Here is an 18,236-nt window from a genome sequence, read left to right on the forward strand (position 1 = left end):
AAGATTAATGCGTGCCGCCGACAGCCACCGGACAAGGCCAACCGGCAGGGGGGTCGGGGGCGGTCGGTAGGGTGCACGACGTGCCGGATCATGCCGAACCGCCCCACGCCCCGCGCGGCGCCGACGACGCCGTCCGCCCGGGTCCGTCCCGCCGGCCGGTGGAGGCGGTCCTGCTCGACTTCCACGGCACCCTGGCCCAGGTGGAGGAGCCCCGGGACTGGGTGCTCGCGGCCGCCGCCGCCTGCGGGGTGACCCTGGAGCGGATGCGGGCCACCGCGCTGGCCGACCGGCTGCTGACCGCCGGCCGGGCGGGCGGGCCGCTGCCGACCCGGGTGCCGCCCCGGCTGGCCGAGCTCTGGGCCGACCGGGACCTCTACCCGCACGCCCACCGGGGCGCCTACACCGGGCTGGCCGAGACCGTGGACGCGGGCATCGAGGGCTTCGCGGAGGCGCTCTACGAGCGGGTGCTGGTGCCCGAGGGCTGGGTGCCCTACCCGGACACCGCGGCGACCCTGGGCGCGCTGCGGGCCGGGGGCGTCCGGGTGGCCGTCGTCAGCAACATCGGCTTCGACATCCGGCCGCACTTCGAGGCCTGGGGGCTGGCCGGGCTGGTCGACGCGTTCGTGCTCTCGTACGAGGTGGGGCGCTGCAAGCCGGACCCGGGGATCTTCCTGCGCGCCTGCGGGATGCTCGGCGTCGATCCGGAGCGGACGCTGATGGTGGGCGACACCCCGGCCGACGCGGGGGCCGTCGCGGCCGGGTGCGCGGTGCTGGTGCTGCCGGCCGCCGATGCGGGTCGCACCAACGGGCTGGGCGCCGTGCTGGACCTGGCCGGCGTCGAGCAGCATCGCTAACGGCGCGCCGACAGCACCGTTAACACCTGGCGCTAACGCGAAGGCGTTATCGTCGCTGCCATGATCACCGAGACGTCGCCCCGGGACCGGATCGTCCGGGCCGCCGCCGCGCTGCTCGCCGAGGGCGGCCGGGAGGCCGTCTCCACCCGCGCGGTCAGCCGGGCCGCGGGGGTGCAGGCGCCCACCATCTACCGTCAGTTCGGCGACATGCGCGGCCTGCTGGACGCGGCGGCCAGCTACGGGTTCGCCGCGTACCTGCACGCCCAGGCGGCCGGGGACCTCGCCGACGACCCGGTCGACGACCTGCGCCGGGGCTGGGACCTGCACGTCGGCTTCGGCGTGGCCAACCCGGCGTTCCACGCCCTCATGTACGGCGACCCCCGCCCCGGCGAGACCCCGACCGCGGCCCGGGTGGCGGCCGACATCCTGCGCCAGCTCGTGCACCGGGTGGCCGAGGCGGGTCGACTGCGCACGAGCGTCGACCAGGCGACCGAGATGCTGCACGCCACCGCGTGCGGGGTCACCCTCACCCTGATCCGGACCCCGCCGCCGGGGCGCGACCCGGCCCTGTCGACCCGGACCCGGGAGGCGGTGCTCGCCGCCCTGGTCACCGACTCCCCCGCCGCCCGGGCCACCTCCCGGGCGGACCGTCCGGTCCGGCACGCGGTGGCGCTGCGCGCCGCCCTCGACACCCTCACCACGGATTTCACCCCCGCCGAACGCACCCTGCTAACCGAATGGCTCGACCGCATCACCCACACAACCCGCTAACCCACGCCCTCGACGGGTCGATCATGCACTTCTGGTGCCGGTTCTGCGCGCATACACGGCTTGTGCGGGGCGCCACGACTGCATGATCGACGCCGGGAGGGCGGGGTGAGAGGGAGGGCGGGCGGGCGTCAGTGGAGGAGGTGGAGGGCGGCGGGGGTGGCCGTGACGGTCAGGGGGAGGGCCAGGGCGCGCTCGCCGTCGGCGTACGTGGTGATGCCCTCCGCGCTCAACTCGACCGTGCGGGCGCGGTAGCTGCGCACCAGCGGGTGCGTCACGTGGGTGCCCCGGTAGATGCGCGGCTTGACCCGCATCAGGGTGCGCCGGTGGAACCGACCGCCCACCACCACGTCGAGCAGGCCGTCGGTCGGGTCCGCGTCCGGACAGATCCGCATGCCGCCGCCGTAGCTGGCGCAGTTGCCCACCGCCACCAGCACGGCGTCCACCTCGTGCGGCACCCCGTCGAGGCGCAGGGTGTAGCGGCGCGGGCGCAGCCGGGCCAGTTCCACCAGGATCGCCAGGTCGTAGCGGCGCGGACCGCTCGGCCAGCGCATCCGGTTGGCGCGCTCGTTGACGATCGCGTCGAAGCCGGCCGCGAGCACCGCCCCGTACCACCGGCTCGTGCCGTCGGCCCCCGTCATCCGGGCCAGGTCCACCGGGCGGCTGCGGCCGTCGCGCAGCGCCGCCGCGATCACGTCGACGGCGGCGAGCGGATCGGCCGGGAACCCGGTGTCGGCGGCGAAGTCGTTGCCGGTCCCGGCGGGCACCGGGCCGAACGGAATCCCCGTCCCGGCGACCGCCTGCACCGCGCGGTGCACGGTCCCGTCGCCGCCGACCGCGACCAGGGCCGACGCCCCGTCGCGCACCGCCGCACGGCAGGCCGCCTCGGCCTCGTCGGCGGTACCCACATGCAGCGGGAGTACGGGCCGGCCAGCGGCCGCGAGCCGGTGCAGGACCTGCGGCAGCAGCCCTCGATGCCGACCCCGGCCAGCGGTCGGGTTGGTCAGCACGGCGACGGGCCCGACGCTGGCGGAGGGGTGATCGTCTGCGGTCACGGCGAGCACCGTACCGCCCCGGGACGGGCGGGGGCACCGCCCACCGTGCGGCCGGCGACCCGCCGGCGGAGCACCGCGCACCTCGGGCGCGACTGACATTTGTCACGGCCGACCCGTGCGGCACGCATTCGTCGTCATGACTGAACGCACTGGAAGCGCCATGGCCCGAACGGACAGACTCATATCCGTCAGCAGGGCGATGACTTCGGCCGAACGACGCAGGCACCGACCGAACAGCGGAGGGAGTGGTCAGGGTGGACGAGCGCTACGACAGCTACTGCGCCGCCGACCGGCTCTTCTACGACTCCCTCGGCAGCGCGGTCGAGCAGCCCACCTTCGCGGCGGCGCAGCGGCCCGTCCCCGAGGGCTGGCGCTCCGAGCCGCTCGACGACTGGCTGATCTACGCCCCCAAGGGCGGCACGCTGCCCCAGCAGGGCTGGAAGATCCACGTGTCGGCGACGCTGGACAACGCGGAGCGGGTGCTGGACGCCGTCTGGGACTACTGCGTCCCGCGCGCACTGTCCTTCAAGTTCCTCCGCGGCCCGCGCACCCTGCTGCTGCGCAACTCCAAGTACGCCTCCCGGGCGGCCAGCGGCAAGTTCGTCACCGTGTACCCCCGCGACGACGCGGAGCTGGAGCTGGTCTGCAAGGAGCTCGACGAGCTGCTCGCCGGCGAGCCCGGCCCGTACATCCTCAGCGACCTGCGTTACGGCGCCGGCCCGGTGCACGTACGCTACGGCGGCTTCGCCGCGCGGTACTGCCACTCCCCCGACGGCCAGGTGGTCCCGGCGATCGAGGACGAGACGGGCACGCTGGTGCCCGACCGCCGCGACCCGGTGTTCCACGTGCCGTCCTGGGTGACGCTGCCCGACTTCCTCGGCCCGCACCTGGCCGCCCGCAACGCCACCAGCACGAACGAGGTGCCGTACCGGATCGAGAAGGTCATCCACTTCTCCAACGGCGGCGGCCTCTACGTCGGCCGGGACGTGCGGACCGACGACCAGCTGGTGCTGAAGGAGGCCCGGCCGCACGCCGGTCTCGACGCCGACGGCGCCGACGCGGTCGCCCGCCTGGCCCGGGAGGCCGACGCGCTGCGCCGGCTGGCCGACCTGCCGCAGGTGCCCCGGGTGCACGACGAGTTCGCCCTCGGCGAGCACCGGTTCCTCGCGCTGGAGTTCATCGAGGGCCGCCCGCTGAACAAGGTCCTGGTCGACCGGTACCCGCTGATCGACGCCGACGCCACGGACGCCGACCGCGCCGACTACACCCGCTGGGCGCTGGACGTGCACCGGCAGGTCGAGGAGGTCGTCAGGGCGATCCACGACCGCGGCCTGGTCTACGGCGACCTGCACCTGTTCAACGTCATGGTCCGCCCGGACGACCGGATCGCGCTTGTCGACTTCGAGGTCGCCGCGCCGATCGACGGCCACCGTCGGCCGGGACTACGCAACCAGGGCTTCGCCGCGCCCCGGGACCGCACCGGTCCCGCCGTCGACCGGTACGCCCTGGCCTGCCTGCGGCTGGCGCTGTTCCTGCCGCTGACTCAGCTCGTCCGGCTCGGGCCGGACAAGGCCGCGCACCTCGCCGACGTGATCGCCGCGCACTTCCCGGTGCCGAGGGAACTCCTCGACGACGCCGTACGGGAGATCACCGGCGCGGCCCCGGCGGACGCCGGAGGGGCACCCGACCTCACCGTCGACGTCGAGCCGGCCCACCGGGACCGGCTCGCCCGGGCGATCCTCGCCAGCGCGACACCCGACCGCGACGACCGGCTCTTCCCCGGCGACATCGAGCAGTTCCGCAGCGGCGGGCTCAACCTCGCCCACGGCGCCGCCGGCGTCCTCTACGCCCTGCACGTCAGCGGCGCCGGACGGTGGCCGGAACACGAACAGTGGCTGGTGCGCCACGCCACGGCACCCGCCTCCGGTACCCGGTGCGGCTTCTACGACGGCCTGCACGGCGTCGCGTACGCCCTGGAGGCGCTCGGCCGCCGGCAGGACGCCCTCGACGTGCTCGACATCTGCCTGCGCCAGCCGCTGGACGGCCTGGACCACAGCCTCTCGGGCGGCCTCGCCGGCATCGCGCTCAACCTGGCCGAGCTGGCCGGACGCACCGGCGAGACGGCCCTGCGCGACGCGGCCTGGCGGGCCGCCGAGCGGGTGGTCGACCAGCTCGCCGACGACCCGGGGCCGGACATCAGCGGCGGGCGCAACCCGTACGCCGGGCTGCTGCGCGGCCGCACCGGGCCTGCGCTGCTGCTGGTGCGGCTGCACGAGCTGACCGGCGAGCAGTCCCTGCTGGACCACGCCGCCACGGCCCTGCGCCAGGACCTGCGCCGCTGCGTGGTACGCCCCGACGGCGCGCTGGAGGTCAACGAGGGCTGGCGCACCATGCCCTACCTCGGTCAGGGCAGCGTCGGCATCGGGCTGGTGCTCGACGAGTACCTGCGGCACCGCGCCGACGAGCGGTTCGCCGAGGCCAGCGCCGGCGTACGTCGCGCCGCCCGGTCACCGTTCTACGCGCAGTCCGGCCTCTTCGCCGGACGAGCCGGCATCATCGCCTACCTGGCGGCGTACCCCGACGATCCGGGGCTCTGCCGCGAACGCGACGCCCAGGTGGCCCGGCTGGCCTGGCACGCCCTGCCCCACCGCGACGGCACCGCCTTCCCGGGCGAGCAGCTGCTGCGGCTGTCCATGGACCTCGGCACCGGCACCGCCGGCGTGCTGCTGGCGCTGGCCGCCGCGCGGCCCGACGCCCCGGTGCGCCTGCCGTTCCTCGCGCCCCTGGCGGGCGCCCCCGACTCCCTCGCCTCGGCGAGGGCGACCGACCCATCCGACCAGCACGGAAGGAGGTGACACGACATGGCGCTTCTGGACCTCCAGGGCCTCGAGATGGCCCCCGCCGACCGCACGGGCGGTGGCAGCCGGGCGAGCCTGTTGCTCTGCGGCGACAGCTCGCTGTCCGTCACGACCTGCAACTGAGCCGGACGCCCGCACGGGCGACATCCAGCGCAGGACCATCCGACCGACCAGTACAGAAGGAGATGATCGACATGGCGCTTCTCGACCTTCAGGGCATGGAGATGGCCCCCGCCGACCGCACCGGCGGTGGCAGCCGCGCGAGCCTGCTGCTCTGCGGCGACAGCTCGCTGTCCGTCACGACCTGCAACTGACCAGGTCATCACGCGAGGCCCTGGGCGGACGCCGTGTCCGCCCAGGGCCGCACGTCTTTTCGCGGGAGAAGCCATGGGGACGCCGACCGGCTCCGACCGGCTGCTGCGGCGCGTGGTCCGCGACGGCGGCGGGTGGACGGTCCTGCTCGGCGCGGTCGCGCTCACCGGCGCCGTGGCCGAACTCGCCCTGCCCGCCGCGCTCGGGCTCGCGGTCGACGCCGCCGTCGGCGGCGACGGCGGCGTCCGGTGGCCGGCCGCCGCCTGCGGCCTGATCGCCGTCCTCATGGTCACCGACATCCTCGCCGACGTGGCCAGCGGGTACGGCGCGGCCCGGGCCACGGCGCGGCTGCGCCGGCGCCTGCTGCGGCACCTGTTCGCCTGCGACGTCCGCACCGTCCGCCGCCACCCGGTGGGCGACCTGGTCGGTCGGCTCGCCGGGCAGGCCGCCGAGGCCGGGCAGGCCGGCACCGCCGTGGTGCTCGGCGTCGTCGCGCTGCTCCCCCCGATCGGCAGCGTCGTGGCGCTCACCCTGCTCGAACCGCTGCTCGGCGTCACCCTCCTCGGCGGGCTGGCCCTGCTCACGCTGCTCATGCGCGCCTTCGTCACCGACGCCTCCGCCGCCGTCGCCGGCTACCAGCGGGTGCTGGGGGACATCGCCGGGCGCCTGCTGGAGGCCCTCGGCGGCGCCCGCACCATCGCCGCCGCCGCGACCGTCGACCGGGAACGCGACCGGGTGCTCGCGGCCCTGCCGGAGCTGCGCGGGTACGGGCTGCTCAGCTGGCGGCTGCTGGCCAGGGCGAGCGCCCGCACCGCCGCCGTGGGGCCGCTGCTCCAGGTCGCCGTCGTGGCCGTCGGCGGGTACGCGCTGACCGTCGGCTGGCTCAGCCCCGGCCAACTCGTCGCCGCCGTGCAGTACGCGGCCCTCGGCGCCGGACTGGGCGCGGTGCTGGCCACCCTGAACCGCCTCGTCCGCGCCCGCGCGGCTGCCGGCCGGATCGCCGAGCCGCTGGCCCACCCCGTACGCCCCGACGGCACCGAGCCGCTGCCGCCCGGCCGGGGGGAACTGCGGCTGCGCGGGGTGGGCGTACGCGCCGAGGACGGGCGGGTGGTCCTCGACGGGATCGACCTGACCGTCCCGGCGGGCGCCACGGTGGCCGTCGTCGGCCGCTCCGGCGCCGGCAAATCGACCCTCGCCGCGGTGGCCGGCCGCCTGCACGACCCGGAGACCGGCGAGGTGCTGCTGGACGGGGTGCCGCTGCGCCGGCTCGACCCGTCCGCGCTGCGCCGGGCCGTCGGCCACGCCTTCGACCGGCCCGTGCTGGTCGGCGAGACGGTGCACGACGCGATCGGGCTCGGGCTGCCCACCGGCTCGGCGCGACCGCCCGCCAGCACCGCCCCGGCCACCCCGGCGGTGCTGGCCGCGGCGCGGGCGGCGCAGGTCGCCGACGTCGTCGCCCGGCTGCCCGAGGGCTTCCGCACCCGGTTGACGGACGCGCCGCTCTCCGGCGGCGAGGCGCAGCGCCTCGGACTGGCCCGCGCGTTCCCCGCCGAGCGGCTGCTCGTCCTCGACGACGCCACGTCCAGCCTGGACACCGCCACCGAACACCGGATCGCCCGGGCGGTGGCGGCCGGCGCCGGCGGGCGTACCCGACTCGTGGTGACCCACCGCGCGACGACGGCGGCGGCGGCCGACCTGGTGGCGTGGCTCGACGGCGGGCGGCTGCGGGCCGTGGCGCCGCACCGGCAGCTCTGGGCCGACCCGGCCTACCGGGCGGTCTTCACGCCCGGCGGAGACGCCCGATGAGCGGCCCCGGCGTACGCCGCAGCACCTGGGCGGCACTGCGGGCCCGCCGGCGCGCCCTGGGCCGGCTGGCCACCTGGTCCGCCGTGGAGGCCCTGCCGGCGCTGCTCGGCGGGGTGCTCGTGGCCCGCGCCGTCGACCGGGGATTCCTGGCCGGTGAGTTCGGCACCGGCCTGGCCTGGCTGGCCGGGCTCGCCGCGGCCGTGCTGGTGGGCGCGGCGGCCACCGGACAGGTGTACCGCAGCCTCGGGGCCGTGGTGGAACCGTTCCGCGACGAGTTGGCCGCCCGGGTGGTGCGGGGGGCCCTGCACGACGCCACCCGGGCCGGCGGCCGGGCGGACAGCGCCACCGTGGCCCGGCTGACCCACCAGGTCGAGGTGGTCCGGGACACCTTCGGCGGGCTGCTGCTGGTGGTCCGCGGGTTCCTGTTCACCGCCGGCGCGGCGCTGCTCGGCCTGCTCGCCCTGGCCCCGCCGCTGGCCGGTGCGGTGGCCGCCCCGCTGGTGGTGGGGCTGGCCGTGTTCGGGGCGTCGCTGCCGGCCATGGTGGCGCACCAGCGCGCCCAGGTGACCGCCGGCGAGCGGCTCGGCCGCTCGGCGGCGTCGGCGCTGGCCGGGCACCGCGACGTCGTCGCCTGCGGCGCGCAGGAGCGCGTGGTGTCCGACGTGGACCGGCGGGTCACGGCGCAGGCCGACGCGGAGCGGACGCTGGCCCGGATGGCGGCGCTGCGCAGCCTCAGCCTCGGCCTGGGCGGCTGGCTGCCCGTGGTGGTGCTGGTGCTGGCCGCGCCGTGGCTGGTCCGCCAGGGGCTGAGCGCCGGCGCCGTACTGGGCGCGCTGGTCTACGTCACCACCGGGCTGCAACCCGCCCTGCACGCGGTCGTGCAGGGCGTCGGTGGCGGCGGCCTGCGCTACGCCGTCACCCTGGGCCGCATCCTGCGCACCAGCCCGCCCCCGGGGCCCGACCTCCGGCCGCCCACCGCCCCGCCGTCCCGCCCCGCCGCCGTCCCGGCGCCCCCGGTCGCCGCCGGCCCGGCGGGTCCTTCACCGGCCGCCGCCGGCCCCGCGCCGTGGGCCGCCGCCGTCGGCGGCCCGCCGGCGGTCGCGCTGCGGGGGCTGACCTTCCGGTACGGCCCGCACGCCCGCCCCGTCCTGGCGGACCTCACCCTGACGGTGGCGGCCGGCGACCATCTGGCCGTGGTGGGGCCGAGCGGCGCCGGCAAGTCCACCCTGGCCGCGCTGGTCGCCGGGCTGGCCGCACCGGAGTCGGGCACGGTCCACCTGGCCGGCGTACCCGTTGACGGCACACCGCCGGAGGCACTGGCCCGGCTGCGGGTGCTGGTGCCGCAGGAGGCGTACGTGCGCACCGGTTCCGTCGGCGACAACCTCCGCTACCTGCACGCCGACGCCGACGACGCGACGGTCCTGGCCGCCGTGCGCACCCTCGGCGCCGGTCCCCTGGTGGCCCGCCTCGGTGGCCTGGACGCCGAACTGGACCCCGCCGCCCTCTCCGCCGGGGAGCGTCAGCTCGTCGCGGCGGTCCGGGCCTACCTCGCCCCGGCACCGCTGGTGATCCTCGACGAGGCGACGTGTCACCTGGACCCGCCCCTGGAGGCGACCGTCGAGCACGCCTTCGCCCGCCGGGGCGGCACCCTGGTGGTCATCGCGCACCGGATCAGCTCGGCGACCCGGGCCCGGCGGGTGCTGGTGTTCGACGGCGACCGGCCGCTCGTCGGCAGCCATGACGACCTGCTGACCCGCTCGACCACCTACCGCGAGCTGGTCGGGCACTGGGAGGACGTGACGCCGCCGGACCGCGTGCCGCTCGGCCGGCCCTGACGGTCCCGGGGCCGGCGCCCGTCGTCAGATCCAGCCGGCCTCGCGGGCGACCCGCACCGCCTCCACCCTCGTGCGCGCGCCCGCCTTGCGGGCGATCCGGCCGAGGTGGTTGCGCACGGTTCCCGGGGCGAGCCCGAGCGCCCGGGCGACCTCCACGACCGGCGCCCCGGCCGCGGTCAGGTCGAGGATCTCCGTCTCCCGCGAGGTGAGCGGGCTGTCCCGGCTCAGTGCCGCCATCACCAGGTCGGCGTCGACCACCGACTCACGGCGGGCCAGCCGCCGGATGCCGTCCAGCACCCGGTGCGGGGAGACGTCGGCGCCGAGGATCCCGACGGTGCGCCCCGGCACGAAGACCCGGTGCAGGCTGCGCGCCCGGCGACGGTCGGCGAGCACCAGCAACGGGCAGTGCCCCGCCACGCCCGTGTCGCCGATGAGGTCGAGGTCCACGACCGCCACGTCGGGACGCTGCGTCCGGACCGCCGGTGGCAGGGCGTCGCCCCGGTCCAGTTCCGCCACCACGCTGATGTCCGCCTCGGCGGCGAGCACGAGCGACAGGGCGCCACGGACCAGGGCGCCGTCGAGAGCGAGCAGGGTACGGATCACCGTTGACCCTCCGGAGCGTCGTCAGACAGATCACGGACCGTCAGAATTCAAACACGTCCCGCCAGATTCCGCTCGGCGGGCGACCCGCCACTGTCCAGGCCGGACGAGGGGCGGGACCGCGCTGGCCCGCCCCGGCCCGGGCGGGCGGGGCCGGCCCGCTACATCCAGCCGTCGCGGCGGGCGCGCCACACCGCCTCCATCCGGTTGCGGGCACCGGTCTTGCGCATGATCGCCGACAGGTGGTTGCGTACGGTCCCGTGCGCCAGGTAGAGCCGGCGGGCGATCTCCTTCAGCGGCAGACCCTCCGCGGCCACCCGCAGCACCTCCACCTCCCGGCGCGTCAGCGGGCTCGACGCGGGGCGCAGCGCCGTCACGGCGGCGGCGGCGTCGATGACCTTCCCCCCGGCGGCGAGCTCCCGGACGGCGTCGACGAGCGCCTCCAGGGACGCGTCCTTGCCCACCAGGCCCCGTACGCCAGCGGCCAGCAGGTCCCCGACGATCCGCTGGCTCCACCGGCGGCCCATGGCCAGCACGGCGGTGTCGGGCATCGCCCCGGTGATCTCGGCGACGACCTCGACCGGATGCGGGGCGTCCGGCGCCAGGTCCACCAGCACCACGTCCGGCCGGAGCCGGCGCACCAGGGCGGGCAGCTCCGCCACCCCGGTCACCTCGGCGACGACCTCGATTTCCTCCTCGCTCGACAGTGCCGCGCACAGCGCGGTGCGTAGCAGGCCCATCTCCTCGACAACGACGACGCGGATCAACGGGTAGCTCCGATCTTGGGGGGTGCGGGGGCGGCGGGCGGTCCCGTTGACGGGACTACGCAGGCCGGCCGGACGGAACGACTGGATCATCAAGCGCGACAACGACGACCGACGGTCAGGGGCATCCGGGTGGCCCGACGCGGCGCGGAACGGCCGGAGGGACCGGACGAGCGCGCGGGCGGGCCCGCCGGGACTCAGCCGGGACGGGCACTCACCCCGGGGGACCGGTCACCCGGGGCGGACGGCGCGGGAGGCGGCCCGCCGTCGGCTCCCGCCGGAAGGGCCGGGACGGCGTGGTGCCCGGGCGGCGCCGGGGCGCGGCCGTGCGTGGCGGCCGGGACGGCGGCTCCCCGCCGCACGACGAGCCGGGCGACGGGCACCCTCGGCCGCCGCAGCGGGGAGGCGGCCTCCGGCCCGGGGACGGGTGGACGACCAAACGTCGGGCGACGCACTGGACAGCGACCTCCCTCGTCGGACACGTCGACACATCGTAAAGATCTGCTTACCCGATTGCAGCTCGTGGATGCCTCGTGACGGATTGCCGACTGGGTGCTGACGGCTGACGCGCCGTGCGTTAGAGAGCCCGCCCGTGGTGCCGTACGCACCGGGGCGGCAACGGACACAAGCCCCCCGTGAAGGAGGGCTTGTGTCCGTTCGTCGTCGGGGACGACCGGCCGGTCAGGTCATGTCGTCGTAGCGGCGCTCGATCGGCGCCGGCGCGGCGACCGGCTCGGGGGCCGTGATCGGCGCGCTGGCGTCCACCCGCTGCCCGGCCTCCACCGGCTCGGGGTCGAACTCCAGCGGCGACACCTCGTCGTCGCCGACGCCCGCGTAGACCTCCTTGCCACGTCCCCTGCGCTTGTCGTTGAGGAACGCCACGCCGACCGCCGCGAAGTAGAGCGCGCAGAGACAGAGCGCCAACGCGGTCATCCCGAACGGGTCGGGGGTCGGCGTGACCACGGCGGAGAACGCGAAGAACACAAAGACCGCGATCCGCCACCAACTGAGCAGCCGCTTCGCGCTGGCGATGCCGACGAAGTTCAGCATCAACACCAGCAGCGGGAACTCGAACGCCACTCCGAACAGCAGGATCAGGTTGGTGACGAACGAGATGTAGCGGGTGACCTCGAGGTTCGTGGCGATGTCGTCGCCGGAGATGTTGAGCAGGAACTCCAGGCCCTTGGTCGTGACGAAGAACGCCAGCAGGGCACCCGCCGCGAACAGCGGCGCGGCTAGCGCGGCGAAGACGTAGGCGTAGCGCCGCTCTTTCCGGTGCAGGCCGGGCGCGATGAACGCCCAGAGCTGGTAGAGCCAGATCGGGGCCGCGATGATCAACCCCACCCAGAGCCCGATCTTCAGGTTGAGCAGGAAGACGTCCGCGACACCGAGCTGCACGAACTTGCACTTGCCGCTAGCGACATCGATCGACGCCGGCAGGTCGCAGTACGGCTTCGAGAGCAGAATCCGGACCGGACCGGCGAGCCAGATGCCGAATCCGAAGCCGACCAGGATCGCCAGGGACGCCTTGAACAGCCGGTTGCGCAGCTCGCGGATGTGCTCGATGAGCGTCATCGAGCCGTCGGCGGCCCGCTCGAAGTTGCTCGGACCGCGCTTCTTGAGGGCGAAGGCCACGGGTCTCGGGCCCTTCGGTCAGTTGTCGCGGACGCGCTGCACCGGGTCGTTGACCGGGGGTGCGTACGGCTGCTGCTGCGGGGCGACGTGCGGCTGCTGCCCGGCGGGCGGCGGCGCGTACGGCTGACCCTGGACGGTCTGCGGCGGGAGCGGCTGGTAGCCGGACTGCGCGTCGGCCTTCTCGGCGAGGTCCCGGTCGTCGTCGTGCAGGCTCTTGGTCTCGGCCTTGATGATCCGCAGCGAACGGCCCAGCGAACGGGCCGCGTCAGGGAGCCGCTTCGCGCCGAAGAGCAGGATCAGCACGACCACGAGTACGGCGATGTGCCACGGCTTGAGGGCACCCATGGGAAGCTCCAGTCGCTCTGTGTCGTCGTGAGGGGTGTACCGCAGCCCATCGTACGTCCGTCAACGGCCGCTGCCACCCCGCCGGGTGGTGGTGGTTCGTCCCGGCCGGTGAAGTCTTGACCAACGCGGGACGTCCCGTCAACCATCTGCCGCAGGATCGTTCCTGCGTGAACCGGAGCGGTACGCGCAGGAACCGGGCACCGATCGATCAGCCGCCGCGTTTCGCCTTGATCACGGCCAGCCGCCGCTGGGTGGTGTCGAGCTGCTCCTGGAGAGCCTCTGCCCGTGCCTGGAGGGTCTCGGCGGTCTCCCGCAGCGACTCCGCCTCGGTCGCCCGGCGTTGCAGGGCAACGGCCGCGCGACGCAGCCGGGGCAGCCGCGCCAGCACCGGCCGCAGGGCCAGGGCGAACACGACGAGCGCGAACAGCACCACCGCGAGCACGATCCACTTCACCACGGCGGTCAGCCTACTGCGTGCCCGCGGTGACCGCCGGGTCGGCCGGGGAGACCGCCCGCGCCGGGTCCGGCCCGCCGACGGGCACGGGTGGCGCGGCCGGCACCGGCGACGCGTACGCGTCGAGGGCGGCGACCGCCGCGGCCCGTACCTGCTCGGCCAGCTCGACCGGGGCGACCACCGCCACGTCCGGGCCCAGGCCCAGCACGAACCGGCGGGCCCAGCCCAGGTCGGTGACCCGCAGCGACACCAGCCACTGGTCGCCGCCGCCGGCCTCGACCCGCTCGCACGGGTAGTACTCGGTCAGCCACCGCTCGCCCCGACCGATCCGCAGGGTGATCAGCGGCAGATCCGGCGACGGGCGGAACACGCCCTCCGTGAGGTCGTGCGGGCGGGCCTGCGGCGGCACCACCGCCCGCTCCTCCAACTCGGCGACGGCGTCGATGCGGTCGGCCCGGAACAGCCGCACCGCCTCCGCCCGGCGGCACCACGCCTCCACGTAGGCCCGCCCGCCGACCATCAGCATCCGCAGCGGGTCGACGACGCGGTCGGTGGTCTCGTCCCGGGCGGCCGTGTAGTAGGTGATGCGCAGCGCCCGGCCGCTCTCGACGGCCGTCCGCAGCTCCGCCACCCGCCGGGTGTCGGCGGGCAGCCGGACCTCGACCGGTGCCGCCACCAGGTCACCGGCAGCATTCTCGATCTTCGCGAGGGCCCGCTCGACGGCCTCCCGGTTGGTCACCCCGGGCGTCTCGGCGAGCATCCGCAGCGCCACCACCAACGCGAGGGCCTCGTCCGGGGTGAGCCGCAGGGGCCGGTCGATGCCGGCGTCGTAGGTGATCGTCACCCGGTCGCCGTCGAAGGCCATGTCGATCAGGTCACCGGGGCCGTAACCGGGCAACCCGCACACCCACAGCAGCTCCAGGTCCTCGCGCAGCTGCCGCTCGGTGACGCCCAGGTCCCCGGCCGCCTCGGCAAGCTCGATGCCGGGTCGGGCCAGCAGGTAGGGCACCAGGTTCAGCAGCCGGGCCAGCCGATCGGCCGACGCGCGGGAGCCGCCCCGGGCGGCCGGCCGGGTCACCGGACACCCCCGGCGACCGCGAGGTCGTCGTGCCGGGCGGCGATCTCCTTGAGCCGCTGGATCACCGCGTCACGCACCTCCGGCGGATCGAGCACCCGCACGTCCGGGCCGTAGCCGACGAGCTGGCCCGCGAGGACGTCCGCGTCGGCGTAGGGCAGGACGAGCCGGTCGCCCTCCGGGCAGGCGGTGACGTCGACGGCCCAGCGGCGCAGCCCGGCGGCGCGGCCGGCGGCGACCAGCACGGTGGCCCGCCCGGTGCGTTCCGCCGGCCCCGACCAGCGGGCCACGTGGCTGATCAGGTCGACCCCGGCCGGTGGCTCGTAGCCTCCGGGAGCGCCGGTCGCCCGGACCGTGCCGACCACCCGGGACAGCCGGAAGCAGCGGGTCGCCTCGCGGTCGAGGTCGTGCCCGACCACGTACCAGCGGCCCCGCCAGCAGACCACGCCCCACGGCTGGAGGCGGCGGCGGGTCGAGTCGTCGCGGTCAGGCACCCGGTAGTCGAAGCTGACCTCGCGCCGGTCCCGGGCCGCGGCGGTGAGCGGCGCGAACGCCGGGTCCACCGTGACCATCGGCTCCAGGCCCAGCGTGGCCTGCGGGTCCACGTCGACGCCGGCGGCGCGCAGCTTCGCCAGCCCGGAGGAGGCGGCGGCGGCCAGGCCCGCGTGCTGCCACAGCCGGGCGGCGATGCCGACCGCGGCGGCCTCGTCCGGTTCGAGCGGGATGTCGGGCAGCGCGTACTCCCGGTGGGCGATCCGGTAGCCGGGCTCCGCGTCGAAGACGCTCGCCGTCCCGGTCTCCAGCGGCACGCCCAGCTCGCGCAGCTCGGCCTTGTCCCGCTCGAACTTGCGCTGGAAGGCCTCGTGGTCACGCGCGTCATCCGGATCGTGCTCGTAGCCGGGCACGGTCGCGGCGATCTGCGCGGCGGTCAGGAACCGCCGCGTGGACAGCAGGCAGATAACCAGGTTGACCAGGCGTTCGGTGCGGGTCCGCGACACGCGGTAGACGCTAGCAGCCCACCCGCCGCGCCCGTGCACCCACGCGGGCAGGACGTGCCCCGCGTCGCGCCCGGCCGGTTCACCGGTCGCCGGGCGGCCGGCCACCGACGACCCTACAGTGACGTGGTGGCCCAGCCGGAGGTCAGGACCGAGAGCGTCGCCACCGTCGTGGTGGCGGGGGCCGCCAACCTCGCCATCGCGGTGGCCAAGCTCATCGCCGGGGTGATCTCCGGGTCGGCGGCGATGCTCTCCGAGGCCGTGCACTCCGTCGCCGACACCACCACCGAGGTGCTGCTGTACCTCGCGTTGCGCCGCGGGGCGCGGCCCGCCGACGCCCGGCACCCCTTCGGGTACGGCAAGGAGAGCTACGTCTGGGCGTTCCTCGCGGCGCTGTTCACGTTCGTCGCCGGCGCCGGATTCGCGATCACCCACGGCGTCACCACCATCCTGGTGCACAAGCACAGCGGCGAGTACCTGGTCACCTACATAGTGCTGGCGGTGTCGTTCGCCATCGAGTCGGTCTCGCTGGCCCGCGCCGTGCACCAGGTCCGCGCCGAGTCCCGGCGCTGGCGCACCACGCCGCGCCGGTTCCTGCACCTGACCTCCGACACCCCCCTGAAGGCGGTGTTCCTGGAGGACAGCGCCGCTCTGATCGGGCTGGTGCTGGCCGCCGCCGGGGTGGCCCTGTCCCAGCTCACCGGCGACGAGTTCTGGGACGGCGCCGCCTCCATCCTGATCGGCGTGCTGCTGCTCGTGGTGGCCGCCGTCCTGGCGCACAGCAACATCTCGCTGCTGGTCGGCCGCTCCGTACCGGAACGACTGCGCGGCGAGATCACCGAGGAACTGGCCGGCCTGCCCGCCGTGCGGCGCATCGACACGCTGCTGACGATGCAGCTCGGCCCGAGCGACGTCCTGGTCGCCGCGAAGGTGGACTTCGACGACGACGCGAGCGGCGCCACCATCGAGGACGCCGCCGACCAGGCCGAGCGGCGGCTCACCGCCCGTTACCCACAGATCCGGTACGTCTTCCTCGACCCCACCCGCACCGGCGACGCCCCGGAACCCGACGGCCCCGGCGGCTGACCCGCCGACCGGCCGCACCGCCCCGGGCGCGCCCGCTGCGGGTGGCGACGCTAGCGTGCCGGGCATGGTGCGATGGCGGTCGGGAACGGTGACGGCGCTGCGGCGGCAGTGGACCGGGGCGGTGGAACTGGACGTCGAGCTGCCCGACGGCGGCACCGTACGCGCCCTGGCCTATCCCGCGCTCGTCGGGCGGCCCGAGCCCGGCGACCGGGTGCTGCTCAACGCCGGCGCGCTGCTGATGGGCCTCGGCACCGGCGGATACGCCCTGGTCGTGGCGCTGCCCGACCGGCTGCCCCCGGACCCGCCGCAGGCCCTCGACAGCCGCGACGCCGGGCACCTCGTCAAGGCCCGCTACACCCCGCTGCAGCCGATCCTGCTCGGTGTCGACGAGGAGGCGTCCCCGCACCGGGAGGTCATGGAGGCCGCCGACGACCTGGCCGGCCTGCCCGTCGTCACCGCCGACCTGCACTCCGCGCTGCCGGCCGTCCTGGCCGGCATCCACGCCGACGCCCCCGCCGCCCGGGTCGCCTACCTGCTGACCGACGGCGGGGCGCTGCCGGCCTGGTTCTCCCGCACCCTCGCCGCGCTGGGCGACCACCTCGTCGGCACGGTCACCGTCGGCCAGGCGTTCGGCGGGGACCTGGAGGCGAGCACCGTGCACAGCGGGTTGCTGGCCGCCCGGCACGTGCTGCGCGCCGACGTGGCGATCGTCGCCCAGGGACCGGGCAACCTGGGCACCGGCACCCGGTGGGGCTTCTCCGGGGTGGCCGTCGGGGAGGCCGTCAACGCCGTCGCCACGCTGGGCGGGCGTCCGATCGGGTCGCTGCGGATCTCCGACGCCGACCCCCGGCCCCGCCACCGGGGCGTGTCGCACCACAGCCTGACCGCGTACGGCCGGGTGGCCCTCGCCCCCGCCGAGCTGGTCGTGCCCGACGGACTGGCCCCGGCGCTGGCCGGCGAGGTCGACGCGGCGCTGGTACCCCTCACGGCGCGGCACACCGTCGTCCGGGTCCCGACCGACGGGCTGGACGCCGCGCTGCGGGACACCCCGGTGACGCTGTCCACCATGGGTCGTGGCCTCGACGCCGACCACGCCTACTTCCTGGCCGCCGCCGCGGCCGGCCGGCACGCCGCGCGCCTGCTGTCCTGACCCGCGGCCACCACCGGGCCCCGGTGCCTGCGGGTGCGGCGGTCGCCCGCCCCCGAGCGGCAGGTGCCGGGACCCGGTGGTGATCGGTCAGCTCGCCCCGTAGCCGTACCGCACGATGCGCTCGGCGGCCATCTCGTACACCGCCGGGTCCTCCGGGGCCAGCGTGCCCAGCCCGTCCACGTACCGGTTGAACATGCAGAACGCCGCCGCGATCAGGACCGTGTCGTGGATCTCCAGATCCGTCGCGCCAGCGCCCCGGGCGACCTTGACCAGGTCCGCCGTCACCTCCCGGCCACTGCGCTGCACGGCACCGGCGATGTCCAGCAACGCCCGCAGCTTCTCGCTGACCTCGGCGGCCGCCGGATCGGCACGGACCTGCTCCACCAGCCGCATGCCCGAGGGCAGCTGCGCCGCCGCGAACGCCGAGTGCGAGGCACAGCAGAAGTTGCAGTCGTTGAGCCCCGACACGTACGCCGCGATCAGCTCCCGCTCCCCCGCCGTCAGCGTGGGGTGCGGGGCGCGCAGCAGCGCCTCCGCCAGCTCGCCGAGCGGCTTGGCCGTCTCGGGACGGAACCGCAGCGGGCCGTTGATGCCCGGATGCTCCCGCTCGTCGAGGCCGAGGTCGATGTGTGCCATACGGTCAC

General features: G+C 75.6%; 18 protein-coding genes. 9 read left to right on the forward strand and 9 right to left on the reverse strand.

All coding sequences use genetic code 11. From position 1 onward, the window contains the following. The first annotated feature begins 80 nt into the window (after nucleotides 1-80). Nucleotides 81-854, forward strand: coding sequence for an HAD family hydrolase (locus ACPXCB_RS22505; RefSeq protein ID WP_425877538.1), 774 nt, complete (start codon nucleotides 81-83; stop codon nucleotides 852-854). Nucleotides 855-914: 60 nt separating this feature from the next. Further along, entirely contained in the window at nucleotides 915-1,625 is a 711-nt protein-coding gene (locus ACPXCB_RS22510) for a TetR/AcrR family transcriptional regulator (RefSeq protein WP_425877539.1), read from the forward strand. A 128-nt stretch (nucleotides 1,626-1,753) separates the two neighbouring features. Here ACPXCB_RS22510 and ACPXCB_RS22515 read toward each other — a convergent pair whose 3' ends face one another. Beyond that, nucleotides 1,754-2,686, reverse strand: a complete 933-nt coding sequence (locus ACPXCB_RS22515) for a diacylglycerol kinase (protein WP_425877540.1) — start codon at nucleotides 2,684-2,686, stop codon at nucleotides 1,754-1,756. Nucleotides 2,687-2,931: 245 nt separating this feature from the next. Between ACPXCB_RS22515 and lanKC the strand changes: the two genes are divergently transcribed. The 5 genes from lanKC to ACPXCB_RS22540 all read left to right on the forward strand — a co-directional run bounded on the left by lanKC (nucleotide 2,932) and on the right by ACPXCB_RS22540 (nucleotide 9,488). Beyond that, nucleotides 2,932-5,532, forward strand: coding sequence for a class III lanthionine synthetase LanKC (lanKC, locus tag ACPXCB_RS22520; RefSeq protein ID WP_425877541.1), 2,601 nt, complete (start codon nucleotides 2,932-2,934; stop codon nucleotides 5,530-5,532). Nucleotides 5,533-5,538: 6 nt separating this feature from the next. After that, complete coding sequence (locus ACPXCB_RS22525) at nucleotides 5,539-5,658, forward strand: SapB/AmfS family lanthipeptide (RefSeq protein WP_013734295.1); 120 nt, start codon at nucleotides 5,539-5,541, stop codon at nucleotides 5,656-5,658. 62 nt (nucleotides 5,659-5,720) lie between these two features. Continuing rightward, on the forward strand, nucleotides 5,721-5,849 hold the full coding sequence (locus tag ACPXCB_RS22530) for a SapB/AmfS family lanthipeptide (RefSeq protein WP_132237491.1): 129 nt from the start codon (nucleotides 5,721-5,723) through the stop codon (nucleotides 5,847-5,849). A 73-nt stretch (nucleotides 5,850-5,922) separates the two neighbouring features. Further along, entirely contained in the window at nucleotides 5,923-7,653 is a 1,731-nt protein-coding gene (locus ACPXCB_RS22535; protein ID WP_425877542.1) for an ATP-binding cassette domain-containing protein, read from the forward strand. Beyond that, on the forward strand, nucleotides 7,650-9,488 hold the full coding sequence (locus tag ACPXCB_RS22540) for an ATP-binding cassette domain-containing protein (RefSeq protein ID WP_425877543.1): 1,839 nt from the start codon (nucleotides 7,650-7,652) through the stop codon (nucleotides 9,486-9,488). The genes ACPXCB_RS22535 and ACPXCB_RS22540 overlap by 4 nt, the downstream gene beginning before the upstream one ends. Before the next feature lie 24 nt (nucleotides 9,489-9,512). Here ACPXCB_RS22540 and ACPXCB_RS22545 read toward each other — a convergent pair whose 3' ends face one another. The 7 genes from ACPXCB_RS22545 to ACPXCB_RS22575 all read right to left on the reverse strand — a co-directional run bounded on the left by ACPXCB_RS22545 (nucleotide 9,513) and on the right by ACPXCB_RS22575 (nucleotide 15,359). Next, entirely contained in the window at nucleotides 9,513-10,091 is a 579-nt protein-coding gene (locus tag ACPXCB_RS22545; RefSeq protein ID WP_151455839.1) for a response regulator transcription factor, read from the reverse strand. Between the two features lie 158 nt (nucleotides 10,092-10,249). Further along, complete coding sequence (locus tag ACPXCB_RS22550; protein ID WP_225852331.1) at nucleotides 10,250-10,855, reverse strand: response regulator transcription factor; 606 nt, start codon at nucleotides 10,853-10,855, stop codon at nucleotides 10,250-10,252. 678 nt (nucleotides 10,856-11,533) lie between these two features. Next, nucleotides 11,534-12,487, reverse strand: coding sequence for a twin-arginine translocase subunit TatC (gene tatC, locus ACPXCB_RS22555; RefSeq protein WP_327028281.1), 954 nt, complete (start codon nucleotides 12,485-12,487; stop codon nucleotides 11,534-11,536). An 18-nt stretch (nucleotides 12,488-12,505) separates the two neighbouring features. Further along, the gene (gene tatA, locus ACPXCB_RS22560; protein WP_121398247.1) at nucleotides 12,506-12,832 is read right to left on the reverse strand and encodes a Sec-independent protein translocase subunit TatA; all 327 of its coding nucleotides are present in this window, start codon (nucleotides 12,830-12,832) and stop codon (nucleotides 12,506-12,508) included. 208 nt (nucleotides 12,833-13,040) lie between these two features. After that, nucleotides 13,041-13,289 carry a DUF5320 domain-containing protein gene (locus ACPXCB_RS22565; RefSeq protein WP_151455842.1) on the reverse strand — a complete coding sequence of 83 codons (249 nt, stop codon included), beginning with the start codon at nucleotides 13,287-13,289 and terminating at the stop codon, nucleotides 13,041-13,043. 10 nt (nucleotides 13,290-13,299) lie between these two features. Then, complete coding sequence (locus ACPXCB_RS22570) at nucleotides 13,300-14,364, reverse strand: helix-turn-helix transcriptional regulator (RefSeq protein WP_311412750.1); 1,065 nt, start codon at nucleotides 14,362-14,364, stop codon at nucleotides 13,300-13,302. Continuing rightward, a complete protein-coding gene (locus ACPXCB_RS22575) occupies nucleotides 14,361-15,359 on the reverse strand; it encodes a helix-turn-helix transcriptional regulator (RefSeq protein WP_151455844.1) in 999 nt (332 codons plus the stop codon). The genes ACPXCB_RS22570 and ACPXCB_RS22575 overlap by 4 nt, the downstream gene beginning before the upstream one ends. 126 nt (nucleotides 15,360-15,485) lie before the next feature. On the opposite strand from ACPXCB_RS22575, the gene ACPXCB_RS22580 reads away from it, so the two are divergent. Together ACPXCB_RS22580 and ACPXCB_RS22585 are read left to right on the forward strand one after the other, a co-directional pair. Continuing rightward, nucleotides 15,486-16,442, forward strand: coding sequence for a cation diffusion facilitator family transporter (locus ACPXCB_RS22580; protein WP_425855203.1), 957 nt, complete (start codon nucleotides 15,486-15,488; stop codon nucleotides 16,440-16,442). Nucleotides 16,443-16,506: 64 nt separating this feature from the next. Next, nucleotides 16,507-17,592, forward strand: a complete 1,086-nt coding sequence (locus ACPXCB_RS22585; protein WP_425877544.1) for a DUF3866 family protein — start codon at nucleotides 16,507-16,509, stop codon at nucleotides 17,590-17,592. A gap of 87 nt (nucleotides 17,593-17,679) precedes the next feature. On the opposite strand, the gene ACPXCB_RS22590 is transcribed toward ACPXCB_RS22585, so the two are convergent. Continuing rightward, on the reverse strand, nucleotides 17,680-18,228 hold the full coding sequence (locus ACPXCB_RS22590; protein WP_327028278.1) for a carboxymuconolactone decarboxylase family protein: 549 nt from the start codon (nucleotides 18,226-18,228) through the stop codon (nucleotides 17,680-17,682). Nucleotides 18,229-18,236 lie beyond the last annotated feature (8 nt).

It is taken from the genome of Micromonospora sp. DT62 (genome assembly GCF_049847285.1).
In the GTDB taxonomy this organism is placed as follows: domain Bacteria; phylum Actinomycetota; class Actinomycetes; order Mycobacteriales; family Micromonosporaceae; genus Micromonospora; species Micromonospora reichwaldensis.